Source organism: Pulveribacter sp. (assembly GCF_032079985.1).
In the GTDB taxonomy this organism is placed as follows: domain Bacteria; phylum Pseudomonadota; class Gammaproteobacteria; order Burkholderiales; family Burkholderiaceae_C; genus Melaminivora.
The window spans coordinates 1-19523 of the sequence record NZ_DAMATK010000009.1 but is presented as its reverse complement, the minus strand read 5'-3'; the positions used below and the strand labels follow the sequence as shown (position 1 = coordinate 19523).

Annotated in this window: 26 protein-coding genes; 16 read left to right on the top strand and 10 right to left on the bottom strand. The window is 64.8% G+C overall.

From position 1 onward, the window contains the following. Positions 1–77: 77 nt before the first annotated feature. A complete protein-coding gene (grxC, locus tag RT282_RS15940; RefSeq protein WP_312306444.1) occupies positions 78–335 on the bottom strand; it encodes a glutaredoxin 3 in 258 nt (85 codons plus the stop codon). A 49-nt stretch (positions 336–384) separates the two neighbouring features. Further along, positions 385–792, bottom strand: coding sequence for a rhodanese-like domain-containing protein (locus tag RT282_RS15935; protein ID WP_313315873.1), 408 nt, complete (start codon positions 790–792; stop codon positions 385–387). 73 nt (positions 793–865) lie between these two features. Between RT282_RS15935 and gpmA the strand changes: the two genes are divergently transcribed. The 4 genes from gpmA to RT282_RS15915 all read left to right on the top strand — a co-directional run bounded on the left by gpmA (position 866) and on the right by RT282_RS15915 (position 4517). Further along, the gene (gpmA, locus tag RT282_RS15930) at positions 866–1609 is read left to right on the top strand and encodes a 2,3-diphosphoglycerate-dependent phosphoglycerate mutase (RefSeq protein WP_312759123.1); all 744 of its coding nucleotides are present in this window, start codon (positions 866–868) and stop codon (positions 1607–1609) included. A 95-nt stretch (positions 1610–1704) separates the two neighbouring features. Next, complete coding sequence (locus RT282_RS15925) at positions 1705–3141, top strand: S41 family peptidase (protein WP_312759121.1); 1437 nt, start codon at positions 1705–1707, stop codon at positions 3139–3141. Positions 3142–3219: 78 nt separating this feature from the next. Beyond that, on the top strand, positions 3220–3984 hold the full coding sequence (locus tag RT282_RS15920; RefSeq protein ID WP_313315871.1) for a molybdopterin-synthase adenylyltransferase MoeB: 765 nt from the start codon (positions 3220–3222) through the stop codon (positions 3982–3984). A 107-nt stretch (positions 3985–4091) separates the two neighbouring features. Next, positions 4092–4517 carry a response regulator gene (locus RT282_RS15915; RefSeq protein WP_313315869.1) on the top strand — a complete coding sequence of 142 codons (426 nt, stop codon included), beginning with the start codon at positions 4092–4094 and terminating at the stop codon, positions 4515–4517. 75 nt (positions 4518–4592) lie between these two features. Here the strand turns inward: RT282_RS15915 and RT282_RS15910 are convergent, their stop codons facing one another. Then, positions 4593–5225 (bottom strand): response regulator transcription factor, encoded by a 633-nt coding sequence (locus RT282_RS15910; RefSeq protein WP_312306456.1) that lies wholly within the window; start codon positions 5223–5225, stop codon positions 4593–4595. 152 nt (positions 5226–5377) lie between these two features. Between RT282_RS15910 and RT282_RS15905 the strand changes: the two genes are divergently transcribed. The 5 genes from RT282_RS15905 (at position 5378) to RT282_RS15885 (ending at position 8529) form a co-directional block, all read left to right on the top strand. Further along, positions 5378–6730, top strand: coding sequence for a CHASE3 domain-containing protein (locus RT282_RS15905; protein WP_313315867.1), 1353 nt, complete (start codon positions 5378–5380; stop codon positions 6728–6730). 146 nt (positions 6731–6876) lie between these two features. After that, positions 6877–7041, top strand: coding sequence for a DUF1328 domain-containing protein (locus RT282_RS15900; RefSeq protein ID WP_106845612.1), 165 nt, complete (start codon positions 6877–6879; stop codon positions 7039–7041). A gap of 52 nt (positions 7042–7093) precedes the next feature. Continuing rightward, positions 7094–7492 carry a hypothetical protein gene (locus RT282_RS15895; RefSeq protein WP_312306464.1) on the top strand — a complete coding sequence of 133 codons (399 nt, stop codon included), beginning with the start codon at positions 7094–7096 and terminating at the stop codon, positions 7490–7492. Positions 7493–7529: 37 nt separating this feature from the next. Beyond that, the gene (locus tag RT282_RS15890) at positions 7530–8108 is read left to right on the top strand and encodes a bacterioferritin (protein WP_312306466.1); all 579 of its coding nucleotides are present in this window, start codon (positions 7530–7532) and stop codon (positions 8106–8108) included. Positions 8109–8214: 106 nt separating this feature from the next. Next, entirely contained in the window at positions 8215–8529 is a 315-nt protein-coding gene (locus RT282_RS15885; protein WP_312306468.1) for a BON domain-containing protein, read from the top strand. A 66-nt stretch (positions 8530–8595) separates the two neighbouring features. On the opposite strand, the gene coaD is transcribed toward RT282_RS15885, so the two are convergent. Genes coaD through RT282_RS15865 form a run of 4 tightly spaced genes read right to left on the bottom strand, consistent with a single transcriptional unit; the run spans position 8596 to position 12604 of the window. Further along, positions 8596–9084, bottom strand: coding sequence for a pantetheine-phosphate adenylyltransferase (gene coaD / locus RT282_RS15880; RefSeq protein ID WP_312306470.1), 489 nt, complete (start codon positions 9082–9084; stop codon positions 8596–8598). Positions 9085–9137: 53 nt separating this feature from the next. Then, on the bottom strand, positions 9138–9761 hold the full coding sequence (gene rsmD, locus RT282_RS15875) for a 16S rRNA (guanine(966)-N(2))-methyltransferase RsmD (RefSeq protein WP_313315863.1): 624 nt from the start codon (positions 9759–9761) through the stop codon (positions 9138–9140). After that, on the bottom strand, positions 9758–11137 hold the full coding sequence (locus RT282_RS15870; RefSeq protein ID WP_409519500.1) for a M16 family metallopeptidase: 1380 nt from the start codon (positions 11135–11137) through the stop codon (positions 9758–9760). Before RT282_RS15870 ends, rsmD begins: the two co-directional genes overlap by 4 nt. Positions 11138–11161: 24 nt before the next feature. Then, positions 11162–12604 carry a pitrilysin family protein gene (locus RT282_RS15865; RefSeq protein ID WP_313315861.1) on the bottom strand — a complete coding sequence of 481 codons (1443 nt, stop codon included), beginning with the start codon at positions 12602–12604 and terminating at the stop codon, positions 11162–11164. A 29-nt stretch (positions 12605–12633) separates the two neighbouring features. On the opposite strand from RT282_RS15865, the gene ftsY reads away from it, so the two are divergent. Further along, on the top strand, positions 12634–13776 hold the full coding sequence (gene ftsY, locus RT282_RS15860; protein WP_313315859.1) for a signal recognition particle-docking protein FtsY: 1143 nt from the start codon (positions 12634–12636) through the stop codon (positions 13774–13776). Positions 13777–13795: 19 nt separating this feature from the next. Here ftsY and cutA read toward each other — a convergent pair whose 3' ends face one another. Continuing rightward, positions 13796–14122 carry a divalent cation tolerance protein CutA gene (gene cutA, locus RT282_RS15855; RefSeq protein ID WP_313315857.1) on the bottom strand — a complete coding sequence of 109 codons (327 nt, stop codon included), beginning with the start codon at positions 14120–14122 and terminating at the stop codon, positions 13796–13798. A 312-nt stretch (positions 14123–14434) separates the two neighbouring features. Here cutA and RT282_RS15850 point away from each other — a divergent pair, with 312 nt between their 5' ends. From RT282_RS15850 to RT282_RS15840, 3 genes are all read left to right on the top strand, one after another. Continuing rightward, the gene (locus tag RT282_RS15850; RefSeq protein ID WP_313315855.1) at positions 14435–15010 is read left to right on the top strand and encodes an HAD domain-containing protein; all 576 of its coding nucleotides are present in this window, start codon (positions 14435–14437) and stop codon (positions 15008–15010) included. Between the two features lie 260 nt (positions 15011–15270). Continuing rightward, positions 15271–15804: an antitoxin Xre/MbcA/ParS toxin-binding domain-containing protein gene (locus tag RT282_RS15845; RefSeq protein WP_313315853.1), complete on the top strand. Its 534-nt coding sequence runs from the start codon at positions 15271–15273 to the stop codon at positions 15802–15804. Between the two features lie 45 nt (positions 15805–15849). Next, positions 15850–16221: a hypothetical protein gene (locus tag RT282_RS15840; protein WP_313315851.1), complete on the top strand. Its 372-nt coding sequence runs from the start codon at positions 15850–15852 to the stop codon at positions 16219–16221. A 109-nt stretch (positions 16222–16330) separates the two neighbouring features. On the opposite strand, the gene RT282_RS15835 is transcribed toward RT282_RS15840, so the two are convergent. Next, a complete protein-coding gene (locus RT282_RS15835; protein ID WP_313315849.1) occupies positions 16331–16657 on the bottom strand; it encodes a helix-turn-helix transcriptional regulator in 327 nt (108 codons plus the stop codon). Between the two features lie 51 nt (positions 16658–16708). On the opposite strand from RT282_RS15835, the gene RT282_RS15830 reads away from it, so the two are divergent. After that, positions 16709–17242: a hypothetical protein gene (locus RT282_RS15830; protein ID WP_313315847.1), complete on the top strand. Its 534-nt coding sequence runs from the start codon at positions 16709–16711 to the stop codon at positions 17240–17242. Positions 17243–17317: 75 nt separating this feature from the next. Here the strand turns inward: RT282_RS15830 and RT282_RS15825 are convergent, their stop codons facing one another. Next, complete coding sequence (locus RT282_RS15825) at positions 17318–18136, bottom strand: hypothetical protein (RefSeq protein ID WP_313315845.1); 819 nt, start codon at positions 18134–18136, stop codon at positions 17318–17320. A gap of 94 nt (positions 18137–18230) precedes the next feature. On the opposite strand from RT282_RS15825, the gene RT282_RS15820 reads away from it, so the two are divergent. Further along, the gene (locus RT282_RS15820; RefSeq protein ID WP_313315843.1) at positions 18231–18482 is read left to right on the top strand and encodes a DNA-binding protein; all 252 of its coding nucleotides are present in this window, start codon (positions 18231–18233) and stop codon (positions 18480–18482) included. A gap of 233 nt (positions 18483–18715) precedes the next feature. Next, positions 18716–19417, top strand: a complete 702-nt coding sequence (locus tag RT282_RS15815; RefSeq protein ID WP_313315841.1) for a TnsA endonuclease N-terminal domain-containing protein — start codon at positions 18716–18718, stop codon at positions 19415–19417. Positions 19418–19523: the final 106 nt, after the last annotated feature.

The following is a 19523-nucleotide window of genomic DNA, read 5'->3' as shown; positions in this document are numbered from 1 at the left end:
ATCAAAACAAAGCCCGCCCGGGAGGAAGCTCCCGCAGCGGGCGACAGGGCTGCCATTATGCAATGGCCGTTAGCGGCTCAGCCCTGCAGCAGGGGCGTCAGGCCGCCGCGGCCGTCGAGGGCCGCCAGGTCGTCGAAGCCACCCACGTGGTTGTCGCCGATGAAGATCTGCGGCACGGTGCGCCGGCCGGTGATGTCCATCATGTGCTGGCGCGCGCTGGGGTCGGTGTCCACGCGGATCTCCTCGATCTGCTCCACGCCCTTGGCTTTCAAAAGCTGCTTGGCGCGGATGCAATAGGGGCAGACGGCGGTGGTGTACATCTTGACGGCTTGCATGGGCGGGTCCTTGTATGAGCGTTGCACGAAAGGGCAGGTGCAGGCGGGGTCAGCCTTTTTCAACCGGCATGCCGGCTTCGCGCCAGGCGGCCAGGCCGCCGCTGAGGGGCTGGGCCCTGTCGTAGCCCAGCGACTTGGCGATGGCGGCGGCGCGCGCCGAGCGCGGACCCTTGGCGCACACCAGCACCAGCGGCACGGCCTTGTTCTTGACGACCTGCGGCAGGCGCTCCTGCAACTGGCCGAGCGGCACGTTCTTGGCGCCGCCCACGTGGCCGGCAGCGTATTCCTCGGGCTCGCAGACGTCGATCACCACCGCCTTTTCGCGGTTGATGAGCTGCACGGCCTGGGCTGCGCTCACGCCGCCGGCGGTGGCGCCGCGCAGCACGGGCACCAGCAGCAGCCCGCCCGAGGCCAGCGCGATGAAGATCAAATACCAGTTGTCGAGAACGAAATTCACGGGGTGTCCCAGGAGAGAGCAAACCCTGGATTCTAGAATGACGGGTTTTGACCCGAAGGCCCCAAGGACACCAATGCACAAGCTCGTTTTGATCCGCCATGGCGAATCCACCTGGAACCTGGAAAACCGTTTCACCGGCTGGACGGACGTGGAGCTGACGGCAACGGGCATCGAGCAGGCCAAGAACGCCGGCCGGCTGCTGAGCGCCGAGGGTTTCGAGTTCGACCAGTGCCACACCAGCGTGCTCAAGCGCGCCACCCACACGCTGTGGCACTGCCTGGACGCCATGGACCGCACCTGGCTGCCCGTGCATCACAGCTGGCGCCTGAACGAGCGCCACTACGGCGCCCTGCAGGGCCTGAACAAGGCTGAGACGGCCAAGCAGTACGGCGACGAGCAGGTGCTGGTCTGGCGCCGCAGCTACGACACGCCGCCGCCGGCGCTGGAGGCCGGCGACCCGCGCAGCGAGCGCGGCGACATCCGCTATGCCCAGCTGGCACCAGGCCAGGTGCCGCTGACCGAGTGCCTCAAAGACACGGTGGCGCGTGTGCTGCCCTACTGGGACGAGACCGTCGCCCCGGCCATCCGCGCCGGCCAGCGGGTGCTGATCGCCGCGCATGGCAACTCCATCCGCGCCTTGGTCAAGTACCTGGACGGCATCTCCGACGCCGACATCGTGGGTCTGAACATTCCCAACGGCATCCCGCTGATCTACGAACTGGACGCCGACCTGAAGCCCCTGCGCAGCTACTACCTGGGTGACGCCGAAGCCGCCGCGCGCGCCGCTGCAGCCGTGGCCTCCCAGGGCAAGGCCTGACGACACAGCGCAAACCCCTGGGAACCGGCAGCACGGGGCTTTCTCCAAGCGGTATATTGAATTGAGGCGCTCGCATCAGGCGCCAGAGGTGTGCAATGGGCCAAAAACTCAAGATCGTCGGATGGATTTCAGCCGGTGCCCTGGCCGGGGCGCTGACCACCGTCTCGCTGCAAACGGTGGCGCGCGGCGCCATGACGCCGCTGCCGCTGGAGGAAATCCAGCAGCTGTCGGCCGTGTTCGGTCTGATCAAGACCGACTACGTCGAGCCGGTCGATGACAAAAAGCTGATCACCGATGCCATCTCGGGCATGGTCTCCAGCCTGGACCCGCACTCGCAGTATTTCGACAAGAAGTCGTTCAAGGAATTCCGCGAGGGCACCACCGGCCGATTCGTCGGCGTGGGCATCGAGATCACACAGGAAGACGGGCTGATCCGCGTGGTCTCGCCCATCGAGGGTTCGCCCGCCTTCCGCGCCGGTCTCAAGACCAACGACCTGATCACGAAAATCGACGACACGGCCGTCAAGGGCCTGTCGCTGAGCGATGCCGTCAAGCGCATGCGCGGCGAGCCCAACACGCAAGTCACGCTGACCATCCTGCGCCGCGACGAAAGCCGCAGCTTCCCGGTGACCATCACGCGCGAGGAGATCAAGACCCAGTCCGTCAAGGGCAAGATCGTCGAGCCCGGCTACGCCTGGATCCGCCTGTCGCAGTTCCAGGAGCGCACGGTGGACGACTTCGTGCGCAAGGTCGAGGAGGTCTACAAGCAGGACCCCAACCTCAAGGGCCTGGTGCTGGACCTGCGCAACGATCCGGGCGGCCTGCTGGACGCGGCCGTGGCCATCTCGGCCGCCTTCCTGCCGGAGGACGTGACCGTGGTTTCCACCAACGGCCAGCTCGCCGAGAGCAAGGCGACCTTCAAGGCCTCGCCCGAGTTCTACGCCCGCCGCGGCCAGGGCGACCCGCTCAAGCGCCTGCCCGCAGCCTTGAAGAAGGTGCCGCTGGTGGTGCTGGTCAACGAAGGCTCGGCCTCCGCCAGCGAGATCGTGGCCGGCGCGCTGCAGGACCACAAGCGCGCCACCGTCATGGGCAGCCAGACCTTCGGCAAGGGCTCGGTGCAAACGGTGCGCCCGCTGGGCCCCGACACGGGCATCAAGCTGACCACGGCGCGCTACTACACGCCCAGCGGCAAATCCATCCAGGCCAAGGGCATCGTGCCCGACGTGATGCTGGACGAGACGGCCGAGGGCGACCTGTTCGCCTCGCTGCGCATGCGCGAGGCCGACCTGGAAAAGCACCTGTCCAGCGGCCAGGGCGAGGAAGCCCAGAACCCGGCGCGCGAGAAGGCCCGCGAGGAAGCCCGCAAGCGGCTGGAGGAAGAAGCCAAGAAGCCCCTGGCCGAACGCAAGCTGCCCGAGTTCGGTACGGACAAGGACTTCCAGCTGGCCCAGGCGCTGAACCAGCTCAAGGGCCGCACCGTGGTCGCCAGCAAGACGCTGACGGAGCGCAAGGAAGAGCCCAAGGAGAACTGACGCCTTCCTGCGCCCACGCGCACCACCAGGCCGGACCTGCCGCAGGCCCGGCCTTTTTTCTTTTTCCGTGTTTGCACCATGACCGACGAACAGCTTCTGCGCTACTCGCGCCACATCATGCTCGACGAGATCGGCATCGAGGGGCAGGAGCGCATCCTGGCCGCCCACGTGCTGATCGTGGGTGCGGGCGGTCTGGGCTCGCCCGCGGCGCTGTTCCTGGGCTCGGCCGGCGTGGGCACGCTGACCCTGGTGGACGACGACGTGGTGGACCTGACCAACCTGCAGCGTCAGATCGCCCACACCACGGCGCGCGTGGGCCTGCCCAAGGTGGAATCGGCCGCCCAGGCCGTGCGGGCCATCAACCCCGACGTGCGCCTGAACCTGGTGCGCGAACGGGTGGACGAGGCGGCGCTGGTGCGCCTGGCCCGGCAGGCCGACGTAGTGCTGGACTGCACCGACAACTACCGCACGCGCCAGGCTATCAACGCCGCCTGCGTGCGCGCGGGCCGACCGCTGGTGGCGGGCGCGGCCATTCGCCTGGACGGGCAGGTTTCGGTGTACGACCCGCGTGGCGAGGGCTCGCCCTGCTATGCCTGCCTGTTCTCTCCCGAGGCGCAGTTCGAGGAAGTGCAGTGCTCCACCATGGGCGTGTTCGCCCCCATGGTGGGCATCATCGGCACCATGCAGGCGGCCGAGGCTCTCAAGCTGATCGTGGGCATGGGCCAGCCCCTGACGGGACGCCTGCTGCTGCTGGACGGGCGCAGCATGGAGTGGACACAGGTTCGCGTGGCGCGCGATCCACAATGCCCCGTGTGTCACACGCACCACACTGAACCGCGGTAGCCCGTCTCCTACGAGGCCAGCAAGCCGCCACTGGCAAAATCCCCGCCAACCCGTCTCTACATTGGGACAAGGTTCGCCGCCTCGATGGCGGACCGAAAGGGAGCCCTGTGAAATTGCGTACGTACATCGTCGAAGACAACGCCACCATCCGAGAGAACCTGATCGGCGCGCTGCAAGAGCTGGCGCAAATCGAACCCGTCGGCATTGCCGAAACTGAAGACGATGGCAAGGCCTGGCTCGCCGCGCATGCTTCGCAGTGGGATCTGGCCATCGTTGATCTCTTTCTGCGCCAGGGCAGCGGCCTGGGTGTGCTGGCAGCCTGCCGCAACCGTCTGTCCAGCCAGAAAATGGTGGTGCTCAGCAACTACGCCACGCCGGACGTGCGCATGCGATGCGCCCAGTTGGGCGTGGACGCGGTCTTCGATAAATCCAATGAGATCGAAGCTCTGGTGGACTACTGCATCGCCCACGGCGCGTCTCAGACGTCTCAGCAGCCCCCTCAGCAAGCCCCTTCCAGAAGCATGGCTGGCTAGAACGTCTGCATTCAAGCAAAAGGGCCAGCGCATGCTGGCCCTTTTGCTTGAGGGGCCTGCGGCCCCCTTCAGTGATCAATCAATCAGCTTGTTCTTCAGGGCGTAGTAGGTCAGGTCGCTATTGGAAGACAAGCCCATCTTCTCCATCAACCGCGTGCGGTAGGTGCTCACGGTCTTGACGCTCAGCGACAGTGCCTTGGCGATCTCACCCGCGGTCTCGCCCTTGGCCAGCTTGAGGAACACCTGGAATTCGCGCTCGGAGAGCTGCTCGTGCGGCGGCGCATCGTCCTTGCGGTTGAGCTGCTGGGCCAGCAGATCGGCCACGGCGGGCGTCAGATAGCGCCGGCCCAACGAGATGGTGCGGATGGCTTCCACTATCTCCTTGGGCTCGCACTCCTTGTTCAGGTAGCCGCTGGCACCCTGGCGAATCAGGCTGATGGCGTAGTGCTCCTCAGGGTAGCCGCTCAGGATGAGGATGCCCATGTCCGGCGCCTTGGCGCGCAGCATGGCCAGCGCGTCCAGTCCACTCTGCCCCGGCATGGACAGGTCCATCACCAGCACGTCGATCTCGTGGGCACGCACCAGGTCGATGGCCTCCCGGCCGTTGGACGCCTCGCCCACGATACGTAGATCCACGTGCTCCGACAGGAACTGGCGCAATCCCGAACGCACGATTGCATGGTCATCCACAATGCCTATATTGATCATTGAGCCTTCTTTCTTGGGCTACCCGAAGGTTCCCGCGTGAGATATGGTTTCAGGTGCGCTTGCCGCCACGCGCTTGCAGCTAGCATGGCAGCGCAGGTCAATGATATGCACTTTCTACCCTCTGCCCCGCTGCATTCTGAAGAAGGCCCGATATGAACTGGGCTCGGCTGCGCACGATTGCCGTGAGCCTGCCGCTGGCATTGCTGGCGGTGCTGGTCCTGGTGGGTGTCAACGAGATGGGCTACAAGCGTTCTGCCGAGGCGGTAGAAGCCCTGGGGCGCTCTCATACGGCACGCGCCTCTCTGGACCAGGTGCTGCAGGGCATGCTCAACGCCGAGACGGGTCTGCGTGGTTATCTGCTGACTGGTGACAAAAGTTACTTGCGCCCTTACGAACAGGCCGTCTCCACCATCAACGCCAGCGTGCGGACTCTGCAGGGCTCCTATGTCGGCCAAAAGGACTTGGCAGAGCTGTCGCAGCTGATCGAGCGCAAGCTCTCCGAGATGGAGTTGACGCTGAAACTGCGTGACCAGGACCAGGAAGCCGAGGCGTGGCGCTTCGTCCTGTCCACCGACGCGGGGCGTGAGGACATGGACGCCATCCGCGGCGTTGCCACGCGCATGCTGGAGCGCAGCACGCAGCAGACCATGCACAGCACCGAGGAGATCCTGCACTCGCTGACGCTGTCGCGCATGGGCATCGCCACCGCGGCGGCCGTGGGACTGCTGGCGTTCTACCTGTACCTGCGCAACAGCCGCGCGCTGCGCGAGGCCGACGAGCGTGAGCAGCGGGTCCTGGCACGCGAACGCGACCGGCTGGAGCAACTGGTGCGCGAACGCACGGCCTCGCTGTCGGAGCTGGCGCACCATCTGCAGCAGGTGCGCGAAGAGGAGCGCGCCCACCTGGCGCGTGAACTGCACGACGAACTGGGCGCCCTGCTTACCGCGGCCAAGCTGGACGTGGCGCGCCTGAAGGCCCGCCTGGAGCCTCTCACGCCCGAAAGCGCCGAGCGGCTCCAGCACCTGGTCGATACGCTCAACAGCGGCATCGCGCTCAAGCGGCGCATCATCGAAGACCTGCGCCCCTCGTCGCTGTCCAACCTCGGCCTGACCGCATCGTTGGAGATCCTGGCGCGGGAGTTCTCCGAACGCAGTGGCATCCCCGTGCAAGTGCGGCTGGAGCAGGTGCAGCTGTCCGAATCGGCCCAGCTCACCGTCTACCGGCTGGTACAGGAGGCACTGACCAACATCGGCAAGTACGCAAATCCCGCCCACGTGCTGGTGTCCGTGGACAACTACGCCAACCACGTCTCGGTGCAGGTGCGCGACGACGGCGCGGGCTTCGACACCGCGGCCGTGGGCGCCGAAGCACACGGTCTGCGCGGCATGCGCCACCGTGTGGAAACCGAAGGCGGGCGCCTCACCGTCAGCTCGGCACCGGGCGAGGGCACGCTCGTCAGCGCCGTGCTGCCGCACGTCACCCCGATCCCCGCAAAGGCTTCTTGACCCTTGCAAAGGGCGTGCCGCTGCGCGGCGGCAGCGTCCTACACAGCCGCACGCCCGCCACTGGCGCCTGCGGCTTTTGACCACTCCTACAGTCCCATCACACACCCACCGCACCGGGTGTCTGGCAAAGACAAACAGGAGGTCTCATGTTGCATTACGCAGTGGTTTTTCTGGTCATCGCCCTGGTGGCCGCCCTCTTCGGCTTCGGCGGCATTGCGGCGGGCGCCGTGGGCATCGCCAAGGTGCTGTTCTTCGTCTTCGTGATCATGGCTGTGGTGACCTTCATCCTGAGCCTGATGCGCAGGGGCTGACCTCCACAGCAGCCTGTCTCCTAACCACCAACGACATAGCGAGGAACCATCCATGAACACACAGAACAACGTGGAAAACGCCACCCAGAAGGCCGCTGCAACGGCGCGCGACGCTGCCGACAGCATGACAAGCAGCGCCGAGCAGGCTGTGGAGTCCACCCGCCGCATGGCCAACGATGCGCTCGACAAGGCGGAAAGCGGCGTGCAGCGCCTGCGCGACGAGGTCAACCCGGCCATCGACGACATGGCCGCCCGCGCTCAGGAATTCGCCAGCCGCAGCATCAACTACGCCGCCGAGACCAGCGAGCGTGCGCGGCGCCAATTCAACCAGGCTGCCGAGGCCACCTGCCGCTACGTGTCGGACCAGCCCGGCCGTTCGCTGCTGATGGCCGCCGCCGCTGGTGCCGCCGTGGCTACGGCACTGATGATGACGCGCCGCAGCGACCGCTAAGGCCTCGTCTCTCATACCCCTGGCGAGGCATATACCAATGAACGAAACCCACGAAAAAACGGTCGGCGCAGACGCTGCCGCCAACGGGCAATACGTGCCCCTGAAACTGGACGAGGAAGCACTGCGCAAGGCGGCTACCGCCGATCTGGATGAAGGTCCCGTCACCCCCGGCTATGGCCCTTGGCGCGAGGACATCATCAAGCTGCTCAACAGCGCCCTGGCAACGGAGCTGGTCTGCGTGCTGCGCTACAAGCGGCACTACTTCACGGCCGAGGGTCTGGAGTCCCCCGCCATCGCAGAGGAGCTGCTGGTGCATGCCAACGAGGAAGCGGCCCATGCCGACCTGATCGCCGAACGCATCGTGCAACTGGGCGGCTCGCCCGACTTCTCGCCCAATACGCTGCTGGAACGCAGCCACGCCGACTACGACGAGTCGTCGAACCTGCGCGACATGTTGCATGCCAATCTGGTGGCCGAGCGCATTGCTGTGGAGTCATACCGTCAGATGGTGGAGCTGATCGGCGACAAGGATCCCACCACGCGGCGCATGCTGGAAGGCATCTTGGCTGACGAAGAGGAGCACGCCGACGAGATCAGGGACTGGCTGCAGCGCTGATCTTTTTATCTAGAAAACCAAGCTGTCCGGCCAGCGGAGGGTGCAACAGGCCGAGGCGGAAACCCCAAGCACCCGTGTCTTTTCAAACCGACAAGGAACCAGAACCATGAAATACGCACGTGCCATTGCCTTTGCCATGCTGGCAGGCGCCACCATCGTTTCCACCGGCTGCTCCGTGGCCCGCAACCAGCAGACCGTTGGCTCCTACGTGGACGACGCCGGCATCACCACCGCCATCAAGGCCAAGATGGCGGAGGACAAGTCTGTGTCCGCCACCTCCATCAGCGTGGAGACGCTCAACGGCACGGTGCAGCTGTCGGGTTTCGCCAAGACGCAAGCGGAAAAGGACCGCGCTGAAGCCATTGCACGCAACACCAAGCATGTCCGCGACGTGCGCAACAGCGTTGTGGTTCGCCCGTAAACGGCACACAGCTCGACTAGCAGAACGCCACCCCTTGGGGTGGCGTTTTTTTATCCGAATCGACCCTTAGGCTGCACGCAGCTTGTCGCGCAGGCGCTGCTCGACCTGGGTCGAGACAAACTTGTCCACTTCGCCGCCCAGCGAGGCGATCTCGCGCACGAAGGTGCTGCTGATGAACTGGTACTTGTCGCTGGGCGTGAGGAACACCGTCTCCACCTCGGGCATCAGGTGGCGGTTCATACCGGCCAGCTGGAACTCGTAGTCGAAGTCGGTCACCGCGCGCAGACCGCGCACCATGGCCTTGGCGCCGCGCTGCACGATGAAATCGCGCATCAACCCGGAAAAACTCTCCACCTTGACCTGCGGATAGGGCGCCACCGCTTCGCGCACCATGGCGATGCGCTCCTCCAGCGAGAACAGCGTCTTCTTGTGGTGGCCGGCTGCCACCGCCACCACGACCTCATCAAACAGCTGCACGGCGCGGCGCACGACGTCTTCATGCCCCAGGGTGATGGGGTCGAAGGTTCCGGGATAGACGGCAAGCACGTGCGCCATGGCGGTGGTTCTCCTGTTCCTATAGCTGGTGCCGGAGGATTATGCCGACCGCTCTATGCGCCGGGCCGCAGCAGGTGCGCATGCACCGCCCCGGCCTTCAGGTGGCGGTGCACCTGCAGTCCCAGCGGCGCGAGCGCCTCGTCGCTCCAGGCGGCAGGCGCCTCCAGATAGACGAAACCTTCCGGCGCGATGGCGCGGGCCGCCGCGCGCAGGGCCGGCTCGAAGAACTCCGCCTGTCCGAAGGGCGGGTCGATCAGCGCCAGGTGCAGGCTGGCCGGCGCGCAGGTTCCCAGCGCCGCCAGGCCGTCGCCGCGCTGCACGCGCACGGTGGTTGCCCCCAGGCGCTCGGCCGCACGGCGCAGCTGGGCGGCCAGGGCAGCGTCGTGCTCGACCAGCAGCACACTGGCGGCGCCGCGCGACGCCGCCTCCAGCCCCAGGGCACCGGTGCCGGCGAAGGCATCTAGGCAGTGCCAGCCGGACAGGTCCTGGCCCAGCCAGTTGAACAGCGTCTCGCGCACGCGATCGGGCGTGGGGCGCAGGCCGGGCCGGTCGGCCACGGGCAGGCGGCTGCGCTTCCACTGCCCGCCGATGATGCGGATCTCGCCCGGCACGCCGCCCGGCGCACGAGCGGGCGGGCGCGGCTTGGCCGACGGCGTGGCTTTGCGTGCGCCGCTCATGGCTTGGCCCCCGGCTGCTGCGCGCCGACGATGACCGTGACCATGCGGTCGGGCTGCAGCTTGCGCTGCATGGCGGCGCGGATGTCGGCCACGGTGATCGCCTCCACGCGGTCGGTCCAGTGCTCCAGGTAGTCCAGCGGCAGGTCGTTCCAGGCGATGTTGACCACGTTGCCCAGCAGCTTGCGGTTGCTGTCGATGCGCAACGCGAAGCCGCCCACCAGGTTGTCCTTGGCGGCGCGCAGCTCGGCCTCCGTCGGGCCTTCGGCGACGAAGCGCGCCAGCACCTCGCGCGTCAGCTGCACAGCCTGGGCGGCCTGGTCGGGCCGCGTCTGCAACCCGATGGCGAAGGCGCCGGCGTTCAACCCGGGGCTGAACTGGCTGTACACGCCGTAGGTCAGGCCGCGCTTTTCGCGCACCTCGTTCGTCAGGCGCGAGGTGAAGCCGCCGCCGCCCAGGATGTGGTTGCCCACCAGCAGCGCCAGGAAGTCCGGGTCCTTGCGCACGAAGCCGGGCTGGCCGATGAGCACGTGCGCCTGGGCCGAGGCAAACGGGATGTCCTCCTGCACGGGCTGCGTCAGGGGCTGTACCGGCGCCACCTCGGGCAGCGGCGCGCAGGCGGCGGCATTGCCGGCGGGCAGACGCGACAGCAGGGTCTGCACCAGGCCCTGCGCCTGCGCGCGGGTGACGGCGCCGACGATGGACACGCGGGCGCGGCAGGCCTGCAGGTAGCGCGACTGGAAGGCCTGCAGGTCGGCCACCTCGATGGCCGAGAGCGTCTGCGCGGTGGCGAACTGGCCGTAAGGGTGGCTGCCGAAGACGGCCTTGCCGAAGGCCTTGGCGGCCACCGTGCCGGGGCGGGTATCGGCCTCGCGGATGCTGGCCTGCCAGCGGGCGCGCTCGCGCTGCCAGACGGCGGCCGGCAGGCTGGGCTGGCCCAGCTGGCGCGCGGCCAGGCGGGCGGCGCGCTCCAGCAAGTCGGCCTCGGTCAGCGAGCGCAGCGAAAACGCCAGGCCATCACGCTCGGCGCCGGCGTCAAAACTCGCGCCCAGGTCGGCCCAGGCCTCGCCCAAGTCGTTCTCGTCCAGCGCCGGCTCGTCCGCGCCACCGGCCAGCACACCCTTGCCGCTCATCAAAGCGAAGGCACTCGCCAGGCCGGCCTGCGCCGCCGGGTCGCGGCGCGTACCGGCGTCGAAGTCCACCTGCACATCCACCATGGGAATGGCCGGGCTTTGCACCAGCCAGACACGCGCGCCGCTGGGCTCGCTCCAGTGTTCAATGGGCAGCAGCGCCCAGGCCGATTGGGTATAAAAAATGGCTCCAACGCTTACCAGACAAGTGCGAGCAGCTATTGTTTTGATAGTTTTCAGAAGAGACATGGCAGGCGCCCTTGTTCTTTCGTGTCAGTGCAAGCGGCCTTCGGGCGCGGCGGCGTCCGGAGCGGGCTTGCGGGGGCGGGCGGCCATGGGCTGGGGCACCAGGGTGGCGACGGTCAGCTGGTCGTCGCCGAAGTAGCGCGCGGCCACGGACTGCACCTCTGCGGGCGTCACGCCGCGCAGCAGCTGCAGCAGGCGTTCGTCCGCGTCCAGCGGCAGGCCCTGCACCCAGTTGTGGCCCAGGTCGCTGGCCTGGGACTGCAGCGAGTCGCGGGCATAGATGGTGCCGGCCGCCCATTGCGTGGTCACGCGCGACAGCTCGGCCGCGCCAATGCCCTCGCGCGCCACGCGCGCCACCTCGGCGCGCAGGGCAGTTTCCACGTCCTGCGCGCTTTTACCCGCGGCGGGCACGCCGCTGAGCAGGAACAGCGACGGCCCGCGCCCGACGACGGAGGCGTCACTGCCGGCGTTGTCGGCGACGCGGTCGGGCCCCTGGGTCAGCGCGCGCTGCAGCCGCGCGCCGTCATAGCCGCTGAGCACGGCCGACAGCGCCATCAGCGCCAGCGCGTCGCGGTCGGTGGCAGCCAGCTCGTTCACCCGCCGCAGGCCGGGCACGCGAAAGGCAAGTGCCACGTAGGCCTGGTCGGCCGGGGCCTTGAACTCGATGCGGCGCATGCCCTTTTGCTCAGGCTCCTCGCGCGGCTTGCGCGGCGGCACGGCGCGCGCGGGAATGGCGCCGTAGGTCTTTTGCGCCAAGGCCAGCACCTGGGCCGGCTCCACATCGCCCGCCACCACGATCACGGCGTTGGCCGGCACATACCAGCGCGCGTAGAAGGCGCGCGCGTCCTCGGGCGTCATGGAATCCAGATCGCTCATCCAACCCACCACGGGGCGGCGGTAGGGCGAGGCGATGAAGGTGCTGGCGTACAGCTGCTCGATGAGCGAGGCGCGCGGCTGGTCCTCGGTGCGCATGCGGCGCTCCTCCTTGACCACTTCCAGTTCGCGCTTGAACTCCTCGTCCGGCCACTGGTTGTGAGCGAAGCGGTCGGATTCGAGCCGCATCACGTCCTCCAGCCGGCTGGCAGGGATCTGCTGGTAGTAGCCCGTGTAGTCGCGGCTGGTGAAGGCGTTCTCCTGCCCCCCCAGGGCCGCCACGCGGCGCGAGAACTCGCCCGGGGGCAGCGTCTTGGTGCCCTTGAACATCATGTGCTCCAGCACGTGGGCCACGCCCGAGGTGCCGTCCACCTCGTCCATGGAGCCCACGCGCAGCCACACCATGTGCACCGCCGTGGGCGCGCGCCGGTCGGGCTGCACAATGAGCTGCATGCCGTTCTTCAAGGTGAACTGCTGCGCGCCCGTGGCCTTGGCCGATTCGGACGCCGGCGTGTGGACGGGCGCGGTGGGAGCGGGTTGCTGGGCCAGGGCATGCATGCCCGCCAGCAGGGCAAGGAGGGAAAGAGCGCGTTTCATAGAATGGCTGCGATTCTAAGAACCCGCCAATGTTCAGCTTCTTCAAGAAAAAAACACCCCCCGTCACCCCCGCCGAGGCGCCCCCGCCGCCCGCCCCGGCCGCCGCACCTGTTCCTGAAGCGGCGCCTATCGCGCCAGCAGCGCCTGCTGCGCCTGCTGAGCCTGAGAGCGGCGGCGCCATGGCTTGGCTGCGCAAGTCGTTTGGCGCCGGCGCCCCGAGCGCCCCGCCGGCCGTGGCCGAGCCCGTGGACAAGCCCTTGCCCGCAGGCACTGCGCGCCAGCACTGGGTGGAGCGCCTGAAGACCGGGTTGAAGAAGACTGGCACCAGCATCACCACCGTCTTCACCGGCACGCAGATCAACGACGCGCTGTACGAGGAGCTGGAGGAAGCCCTGCTGATGGCCGACACTGGCGTCAAGGCCACGCAGCACTTGCTGGAAGACCTCAAGCGCCGGGTGAAGGAAACCAAGACCACCGAACCCGCCGCCGTCAAGGCGCTGCTGGCCGACGCCCTGGCCGACCTGCTGCGCCCGCTGGAAAAGCCCCTGATCATCGGCGAGCACACGCCCACCGTGGTCATGGTTGCCGGCGTGAACGGCGCGGGCAAGACCACCTCCATCGGCAAGCTGACCAAGCACTTGGCCGACCACGGCCAGAGCGTGCTGCTGGCCGCGGCCGACACCTTCCGCGCCGCGGCGCGCGAGCAGCTGGGCGTGTGGGCCACGCGCAATACGGTGGAGATCGTCAGCCAGGAAGGGGGCGATCCGGCGGCCGTCAGCTTCGACGCCGTGAGCGCCGGCCGCGCCCGCGGCAAGGACGTGGTGCTGGTGGACACCGCCGGCAGGCTACCCACGCAGCTGCACCTGATGCAGGAGCTGCAGAAGATCCGCCGCGTGATCACCAAGGCCGACGCCGGCGCGCCGCACGAGGTGCTGCTGGTCATTGACGGCAACACCGGCCAGAACGCTCTGACCCAGGTGCGCGCCTTCGACGACGCGCTGCAGCTCACGGGCCTGATCGTCACCAAGCTGGACGGCACGGCCAAGGGCGGCGTGCTGGCGGCAATTGCGCAGGAACGTCCCGTGCCCGTCTACTTCATCGGCGTGGGCGAGCGCGTGGAAGACCTGGAAACCTTCAACGCCCGCGAATTCGCGCAGGCGCTGCTGGCCTGAGGCCTGGGACGCCGCCGCCCTACCCGTCCACCTGCTGCGCCATCCACTGCGCGTAGTCGGCCTCAGCCTGCACGGTGTGCGTGAGCAGCTGCGGCACCTCATAGGGGTGCTGCGAGCGCAGCCAGGCGCGCAGCGCCGGGGCCGCCGCCGGCAGCGTCTTGCAGACCAGGCACAACTCGGCGTCCTCGCACTGGCTGCCCTGCCAGGCGTAGTGCGAGACGATCGCCTCCACCTGCACGCAGGCCGCCAGGCGCTGCTGCACGGCGGCCGCGGCCAGGCGGCGGGCGTCGGCCTGGCTGGGGACTGTGGTGGTCACGATGGCGATGGTGGCTTCGTCGCCGGCCATGGGGTTTTCCTCATCAAAATTGATAGCTGCCTGCGCTTTCCTGATAAGCGCTGGAGGCCAAAAAGAACAAGAATAAACGGGCAGGACACCGGACAGCTGTCGATGTGCACTGAGCGTTGTACTAGCCAACTAGCAAAATCAACTACCTAGATCGACTTGAGGGGCGCATCTTTGTACTGATTTTTCGCTGAGTGTTGTACTTTCCTAAGATTTTTTCACTGAGTCTTGTATTTCTCGTAGAAGATCGCCCAAACGACCTCCGACGTCACTCCACAAGATGCTGAGTCCCGCCGGTTGCCGGAAAATACCCTCATGGCGACCACGCCCGCAGGCCCCCTTTCCCCCTACATCCCGGCCTCCGCTCCTCGCAGCGCTGATGTAGTTCTGTACCTTGACCTCGATGGCGTGGTTCACCACGAGGCCGTGCTCTGGCACCCCCGCCACGGCATCTACATGAGCCCCTACAAGGCCACAGACCATGCGCTGTTCGAGTGGCTTCCTATCCTGGAAGAGGAACTAGCCCCGCACCCTTCTGTGGCTCTGGTGCTCAGCAGCACTTGGTGTATCCGCCCCGGCTATGCCAAGACGCTCCAGCGCCTGCCCGAGCAACTGCGAGCGCGATTCATCGGAGGCACGTACCACAAGCGTGTCCATGGGGCCGATCCGTGGAGCCTGGCATCGTTCCGCAGCACCCCGCGTGGCATGCAGATCCTGGCCGACGTGCAGCGCAGAAAGCCGCGCCACTGGGTCGCCCTGGACGATGACATTGAGTACTGGCCCCAGGATGCCATCGGTAACTTGGTAGCTTGCGAGGGCACCACCGGACTGTCCGACCCTGAAGTCCGGCGTGAGCTACGGTACAAGCTGCAGCAATGTGCGGCCGCATGAAAGGCTTGCCCCTCGACTCCTCACGGCGCACGCAGTTCTCTGGGGTAGCGACTCCATGCCCCCTACCGACAGGATGGCCTGCCAGCCCACGGCAGCAATCTATAGGTGGCATCCTTGCCAAAAAATAGCCAAGCCGGATCTTCAACCTGCAGTTGCTCAAAGTAGCGGAGCAAAGGCTTGCCGAGGCTACGAGTCATACGCAAGAATGGGACTTTGATGGACGCATGATGCAGGCCACATCCTCCCTAAGGGTCATCGGAATGGCCAAGCGAAACCCTTCCAATAGCCGAGCGAGCCGTTATCCGATGGCGGTGTTTGCATGGCCCACCTCGCTACGCTCATCTGGCCGCTCGCCGTCTCAGCACGAGCGCCTCTTTGTCGATGCCTATAAGACGCCGCTCTTCGATTTGGTGGAGATGGTCAAGCTGGGCATTCCTGCTGAGGTGATTGCCCAGCTGGCGGAGCACATGCGCATTCCACCAAAACGATTGACGGACACGTTGGGCCTCTCGCAGGCCAGTGTGCAACGCAAGGTTGCGCAACAGCGGTCCCTGACGACGTCCGAGTCCTCCCGAGTGCTGGGCTTGGTTCGGATGATTGGACAGGTACAGCTCATGGTCCATGAATCAGGAGAGCCTGAGCCATTCGATGCGGCTGCATGGTTGGCAGGCTGGTTGGAGCAAGTGCTGCCCGCTCTGGGTGGGCGCACACCCGCCGAATTCATGGACACGGCAGAAGGCCAGGCGATGGTCGCACAGTTGTTGGCGCAAGCACATAGTGGCGCGTATGCCTGAGAGCAAGGCAACGTATGTTGGAAACATCGCAAAGGAGCGACGGACATGCCCATCGATCGTGCCGACTACCCGCAGATACCACATGACTTTCCCATCACGCCGACGATTTCTGCGGTAGGTGGTGCGCAACCCAAGCTGAGCCTGGTGCAGGAGGATGGGAAGTTTTACGCCCCGGGAACGTCACCCTCTGAGGTACTTGCGGCTTTCGAGGTGTGCGATGACCTGGTCACACAATTGGCTCCGTACTGCCAGCGCAAACTGGCCGAATTCGGAGGCGATCAGCGCGCCACTGCGAAGGCCGTTTTTCAGGGCCTCTTGAACAAGAAATGGTGCACGGCCGAACAAAGCATATGGATCATGCTCAAAACAGCTGAGCAGCTGGGCTGGCCATTGCGTGAAGGTGATTTGCGCCGCTGAATACCTTTCAGCAGAAGGGCTGTCTTTCAGCGATCAGTCGGTTCGCGTGCTACGACGCTTACATGATCAGACGAGACAACTGCACTCAAGGAAGGATTGAGCGGGTCGGCTAAGCAGCTCTATCGGCGTTCCGCATCTTCCCCACCGTCTGGTCCAACAACACGCCAGGCGTCACGCCCAATCCTTCGGCCAATTTGAGAATCACCCACAGCGTCGGCTGATTCTCCCCGCGCTCGATTCGCCCCACATGCGCACGTTCCAGGCTGGAGCGATGGGCCAAATCCTCCTGCGATACACCCGCCACTAGACGCAGTTCTCGCACGACCTGACCGAAGGCGAGCACGGACTTGGGCTCGAAACTGCGTGAGCCGAAAGGCCTTCCTTTGCTGATCTTCGGCTCGCCCGACATAGGCTTGAGGATCAGCTGATGTATCATCAAAAGCCACGCATAATTATGCGCAATCACCTTGATAACTAGGGAGGGTCCATGTCCGTCAAGCGCTGTCTGGTCTTTGTCGTCGCAAGCCTGCTATGGGTCTGCGCCCAAGCTGGCGTCAAAGTCCTTGATGTCGAAGTGGGGGTGTCTACGGTTGAGCAGGTGCGCAAGATCGCATCTGCCGCTGGCAAGGTGCAGGATGCCGGCATCAACAGTTGGACCAAAGGGCAATCCCTGCTTGTCCAGCAAGGCAACTACGGCATCGAAGGCCTGCAGTCGGTTCAGTACATCTTCGACGCTTCAGGCAAGCTAGCCTGCGTGTTGATGACCATGGGCAAGACTCGATTCGAAGACATCTTCAATCTGCTGGCCAGCAAGTACAAGCTGGTCAAGCAAGCACGTCCTTTCGTCGGGGACCAGTACGCGCAGTTCAGCGCTCCAGATGCCATCATCGACATCAGTGCGCCTCACATGGGTTTCCAGATGGAGCTCAGCTACATGACGCCGGTTTTCGTCAAGGCGTGGCAGGACGGGGTGAAAAACCAGGATCGGCAAAAGCGTTCGGAGGAGAAGGCCAAGCTCTGATATAGCCTGTGCAGAAAGGTGCCTCAGTAATCATGCCTCGCTGGATACCGTAGCCACAGGCGCCTGATCGAAGTGCTATGGTCTGGTGAGCTCTTCAGGCCAGCGGGAATGGAAGCACGGATCTGCCAGATCCACCTTGAGTGTGTCCCATGGTGATGGGTCAGCGAATAACCGTGCCAAGGCGGGTACATGCGCGGCTAGCACCTGCAGCATCATCTTCTTCAGCTGCTCGTGCGGCTGAGACTGTTCGAACCAACTCTGCAGCCACTCTGCACAGATAAGCAAGCATTGACGTTCATCGGGGCGCCCTAAATTGGCTTTCAATGCAATCAGAATCAGGCAAAGAGCATCCAGGTCAACGACCTGCCTGAGGGTAACAACACACCTGGGCGAGCTCCAGATCGGGACATGAAACCGCAGCCTCACTGCAAGGGCTGGTTTCCGCATCGTTTTATAGATGATTTCATCACGTATGCTTCTTTGCGCCCATAGCCCGCGGGTGAACTGGATCAGTGTTTCCCTCTCTTCATTGAGCAGTAACGCGTCAAAGAATGGCGAGGCATGCCAGCGGCTAAAAATGGGATAGCGTGCGGCAGCCCAACTAACTGGGCTGCCTTCGTGCCCCACCCCCTTCGGCACCTGCCCCCCTCTCGCATAGCGTAGAAAAGCATCTGGTTTTCGAACCATCGTCAGGAAGCGTACTGGATTGGTGTCTTGGATGTAGGCGCGCTCCAGCTGCACCCAGGAGAGGCCGCTTTCCTGCTTAAGCACATTGAACGCTAGCGCTACGCGAAGCGATTCGAGCGTTGACCGCTTGGGTCGCCCCCTTGATCGGCGCTGCGAAGCTGGATCCATCGCTTGGTCATCACTGGGCGGACACGTCGAGAAATTCATAGCGACGTGATTTTCGTGCGGACTAGGCAGTGACAGAACAAAAAAGAACAATCCAGCCAATTAGCTGTACCCCCCCGCATTCATGCTTCAGGCTATGCAAGTGAACAAGCAACTAGCTGGTCAGCCGTCTTCCGTAACACCAGAAAGTGGGCTCAGGACAGAGGCGGAAGCCAAAGCTGCCTTCGTGGCGGCGGGGACCACCATCGCTGACTGGGCCCGGCAACACGGTTTCAGCAAGGAACTGACAAGAATGGTTCTGGCGGGAAAACGCAAATGTCTGCGAGGCCAGTCGCACCAGATCGCCGTTGCCCTGCGGCTCAAGCCAGGTACCAGTGATCAACAGTAGCTGTGCCCGCTTGACGAGCACATTCCAGTCACAGTCGCAGAGGAGAAAAACACCCCAAAAAAACGAAAAGCCGACCATCCCTTCGAATAGTCGGCGTCGCCGGCAGCAGCAGTAGCCACCTAAGGATTCAGGCCCCTTAGCTCAAATTTACTCCTGAGGCCGCGGCGACGTCAAGCTGCGCGCGTAACTTTTTTGTTACGCGCGTGGCCTGCCTCACCCCTACAGGAGTACCTATGTCAAGAAAGACCTCGCACGCCGCACTCAATGCAAGTGGCGTGGCCTCATCTACCCGGAAGGTCGTAACCCGATCCCCGGGGCACACAGTTCGCGCCATCCATTTGCCTCATCTGCAGCAGGCTGTCATTGAGGCAGACAGCTCGCTCGAGCGCGACTTCGTCTATGTCGCGCTCGCATTTGCCCAGCTCAAGACCATTACGCATCAGCCCTTTCAGCTGGAACTGGGAGCCGGCCGCTACACCCCTGACTTCCTTGTCCAGTTCAAGGACGGCTCAAAGGTCGTCGTAGAGGTGAAACCCATGTCCAAGTTGGATGGCTTCGCCGAGAAACTAGCACAAGCCGAGGCCAAGCTTGCCTCGCACTCAATCAAACTGATCGTCGCGCACGACAAGATGCTCCGTCGCGACAGCCGTGCACAGCGCGCACAGCAGATCCGTCGGTATGCCAAGGGTCGATACCCAGATTCAGAGCAAGAGCTTGTCCTCGGCGCGCTGCGCTGCGTTGCAGCTGGTCTGCCGATCCAAGTCATTCTTGGCCTTGGTGTTCAGAAGGCGACCCTCTTGCACATGGTCAGCCACCAGCAATTGCAGGTCTGCCCGGACTTGGACATCGGCGACGATGCGATCGTTCGCCTGCCCACCATGTACAACGAGGAGGGCTGCCATGCGATTCGCTTTGCAAACTGGCTTAACGCTTAGGCACGGCCAGCGGACCCTGGAATTGGTTCGCGAACTCGAAGGTGGTCTCTATGAATCGCCCCGGATTCCCTAGACACTTTTGAGCCGTTGGGAATGGCGTCTCTCG

Coding starts and splice junctions, on each gene's coding strand:
- RT282_RS15895 (WP_312306464.1), top strand. CDS start 7,094: ATGAACACACAGAACAACGTGGAAAACGCCACCCAGAAGGCCGCTGCA.
- RT282_RS15830 (WP_313315847.1), top strand. CDS start 16,709: ATGTCCGTCAAGCGCTGTCTGGTCTTTGTCGTCGCAAGCCTGCTATGG.
- RT282_RS15865 (WP_313315861.1), bottom strand. CDS start 12,604: ATGAAACGCGCTCTTTCCCTCCTTGCCCTGCTGGCGGGCATGCATGCC.
- grxC (WP_312306444.1), bottom strand. CDS start 335: ATGCAAGCCGTCAAGATGTACACCACCGCCGTCTGCCCCTATTGCATC.
- RT282_RS15835 (WP_313315849.1), bottom strand. CDS start 16,657: ATGATACATCAGCTGATCCTCAAGCCTATGTCGGGCGAGCCGAAGATC.
- RT282_RS15890 (WP_312306466.1), top strand. CDS start 7,530: ATGAACGAAACCCACGAAAAAACGGTCGGCGCAGACGCTGCCGCCAAC.
- RT282_RS15905 (WP_313315867.1), top strand. CDS start 5,378: ATGAACTGGGCTCGGCTGCGCACGATTGCCGTGAGCCTGCCGCTGGCA.
- cutA (WP_313315857.1), bottom strand. CDS start 14,122: ATGGCCGGCGACGAAGCCACCATCGCCATCGTGACCACCACAGTCCCC.
- RT282_RS15870 (WP_409519500.1), bottom strand. CDS start 11,137: ATGTCTCTTCTGAAAACTATCAAAACAATAGCTGCTCGCACTTGTCTG.
- RT282_RS15820 (WP_313315843.1), top strand. CDS start 18,231: ATGCAAGTGAACAAGCAACTAGCTGGTCAGCCGTCTTCCGTAACACCA.
- coaD (WP_312306470.1), bottom strand. CDS start 9,084: ATGGCGCACGTGCTTGCCGTCTATCCCGGAACCTTCGACCCCATCACC.
- RT282_RS15845 (WP_313315853.1), top strand. CDS start 15,271: ATGGCCAAGCGAAACCCTTCCAATAGCCGAGCGAGCCGTTATCCGATG.
- RT282_RS15815 (WP_313315841.1), top strand. CDS start 18,716: ATGTCAAGAAAGACCTCGCACGCCGCACTCAATGCAAGTGGCGTGGCC.
- rsmD (WP_313315863.1), bottom strand. CDS start 9,761: ATGAGCGGCGCACGCAAAGCCACGCCGTCGGCCAAGCCGCGCCCGCCC.
- ftsY (WP_313315859.1), top strand. CDS start 12,634: ATGTTCAGCTTCTTCAAGAAAAAAACACCCCCCGTCACCCCCGCCGAG.
- RT282_RS15925 (WP_312759121.1), top strand. CDS start 1,705: ATGGGCCAAAAACTCAAGATCGTCGGATGGATTTCAGCCGGTGCCCTG.
- RT282_RS15825 (WP_313315845.1), bottom strand. CDS start 18,136: ATGAATTTCTCGACGTGTCCGCCCAGTGATGACCAAGCGATGGATCCA.
- RT282_RS15850 (WP_313315855.1), top strand. CDS start 14,435: ATGGCGACCACGCCCGCAGGCCCCCTTTCCCCCTACATCCCGGCCTCC.
- RT282_RS15885 (WP_312306468.1), top strand. CDS start 8,215: ATGAAATACGCACGTGCCATTGCCTTTGCCATGCTGGCAGGCGCCACC.
- gpmA (WP_312759123.1), top strand. CDS start 866: ATGCACAAGCTCGTTTTGATCCGCCATGGCGAATCCACCTGGAACCTG.
- RT282_RS15840 (WP_313315851.1), top strand. CDS start 15,850: ATGCCCATCGATCGTGCCGACTACCCGCAGATACCACATGACTTTCCC.
- RT282_RS15910 (WP_312306456.1), bottom strand. CDS start 5,225: ATGATCAATATAGGCATTGTGGATGACCATGCAATCGTGCGTTCGGGA.
- RT282_RS15900 (WP_106845612.1), top strand. CDS start 6,877: ATGTTGCATTACGCAGTGGTTTTTCTGGTCATCGCCCTGGTGGCCGCC.
- RT282_RS15920 (WP_313315871.1), top strand. CDS start 3,220: ATGACCGACGAACAGCTTCTGCGCTACTCGCGCCACATCATGCTCGAC.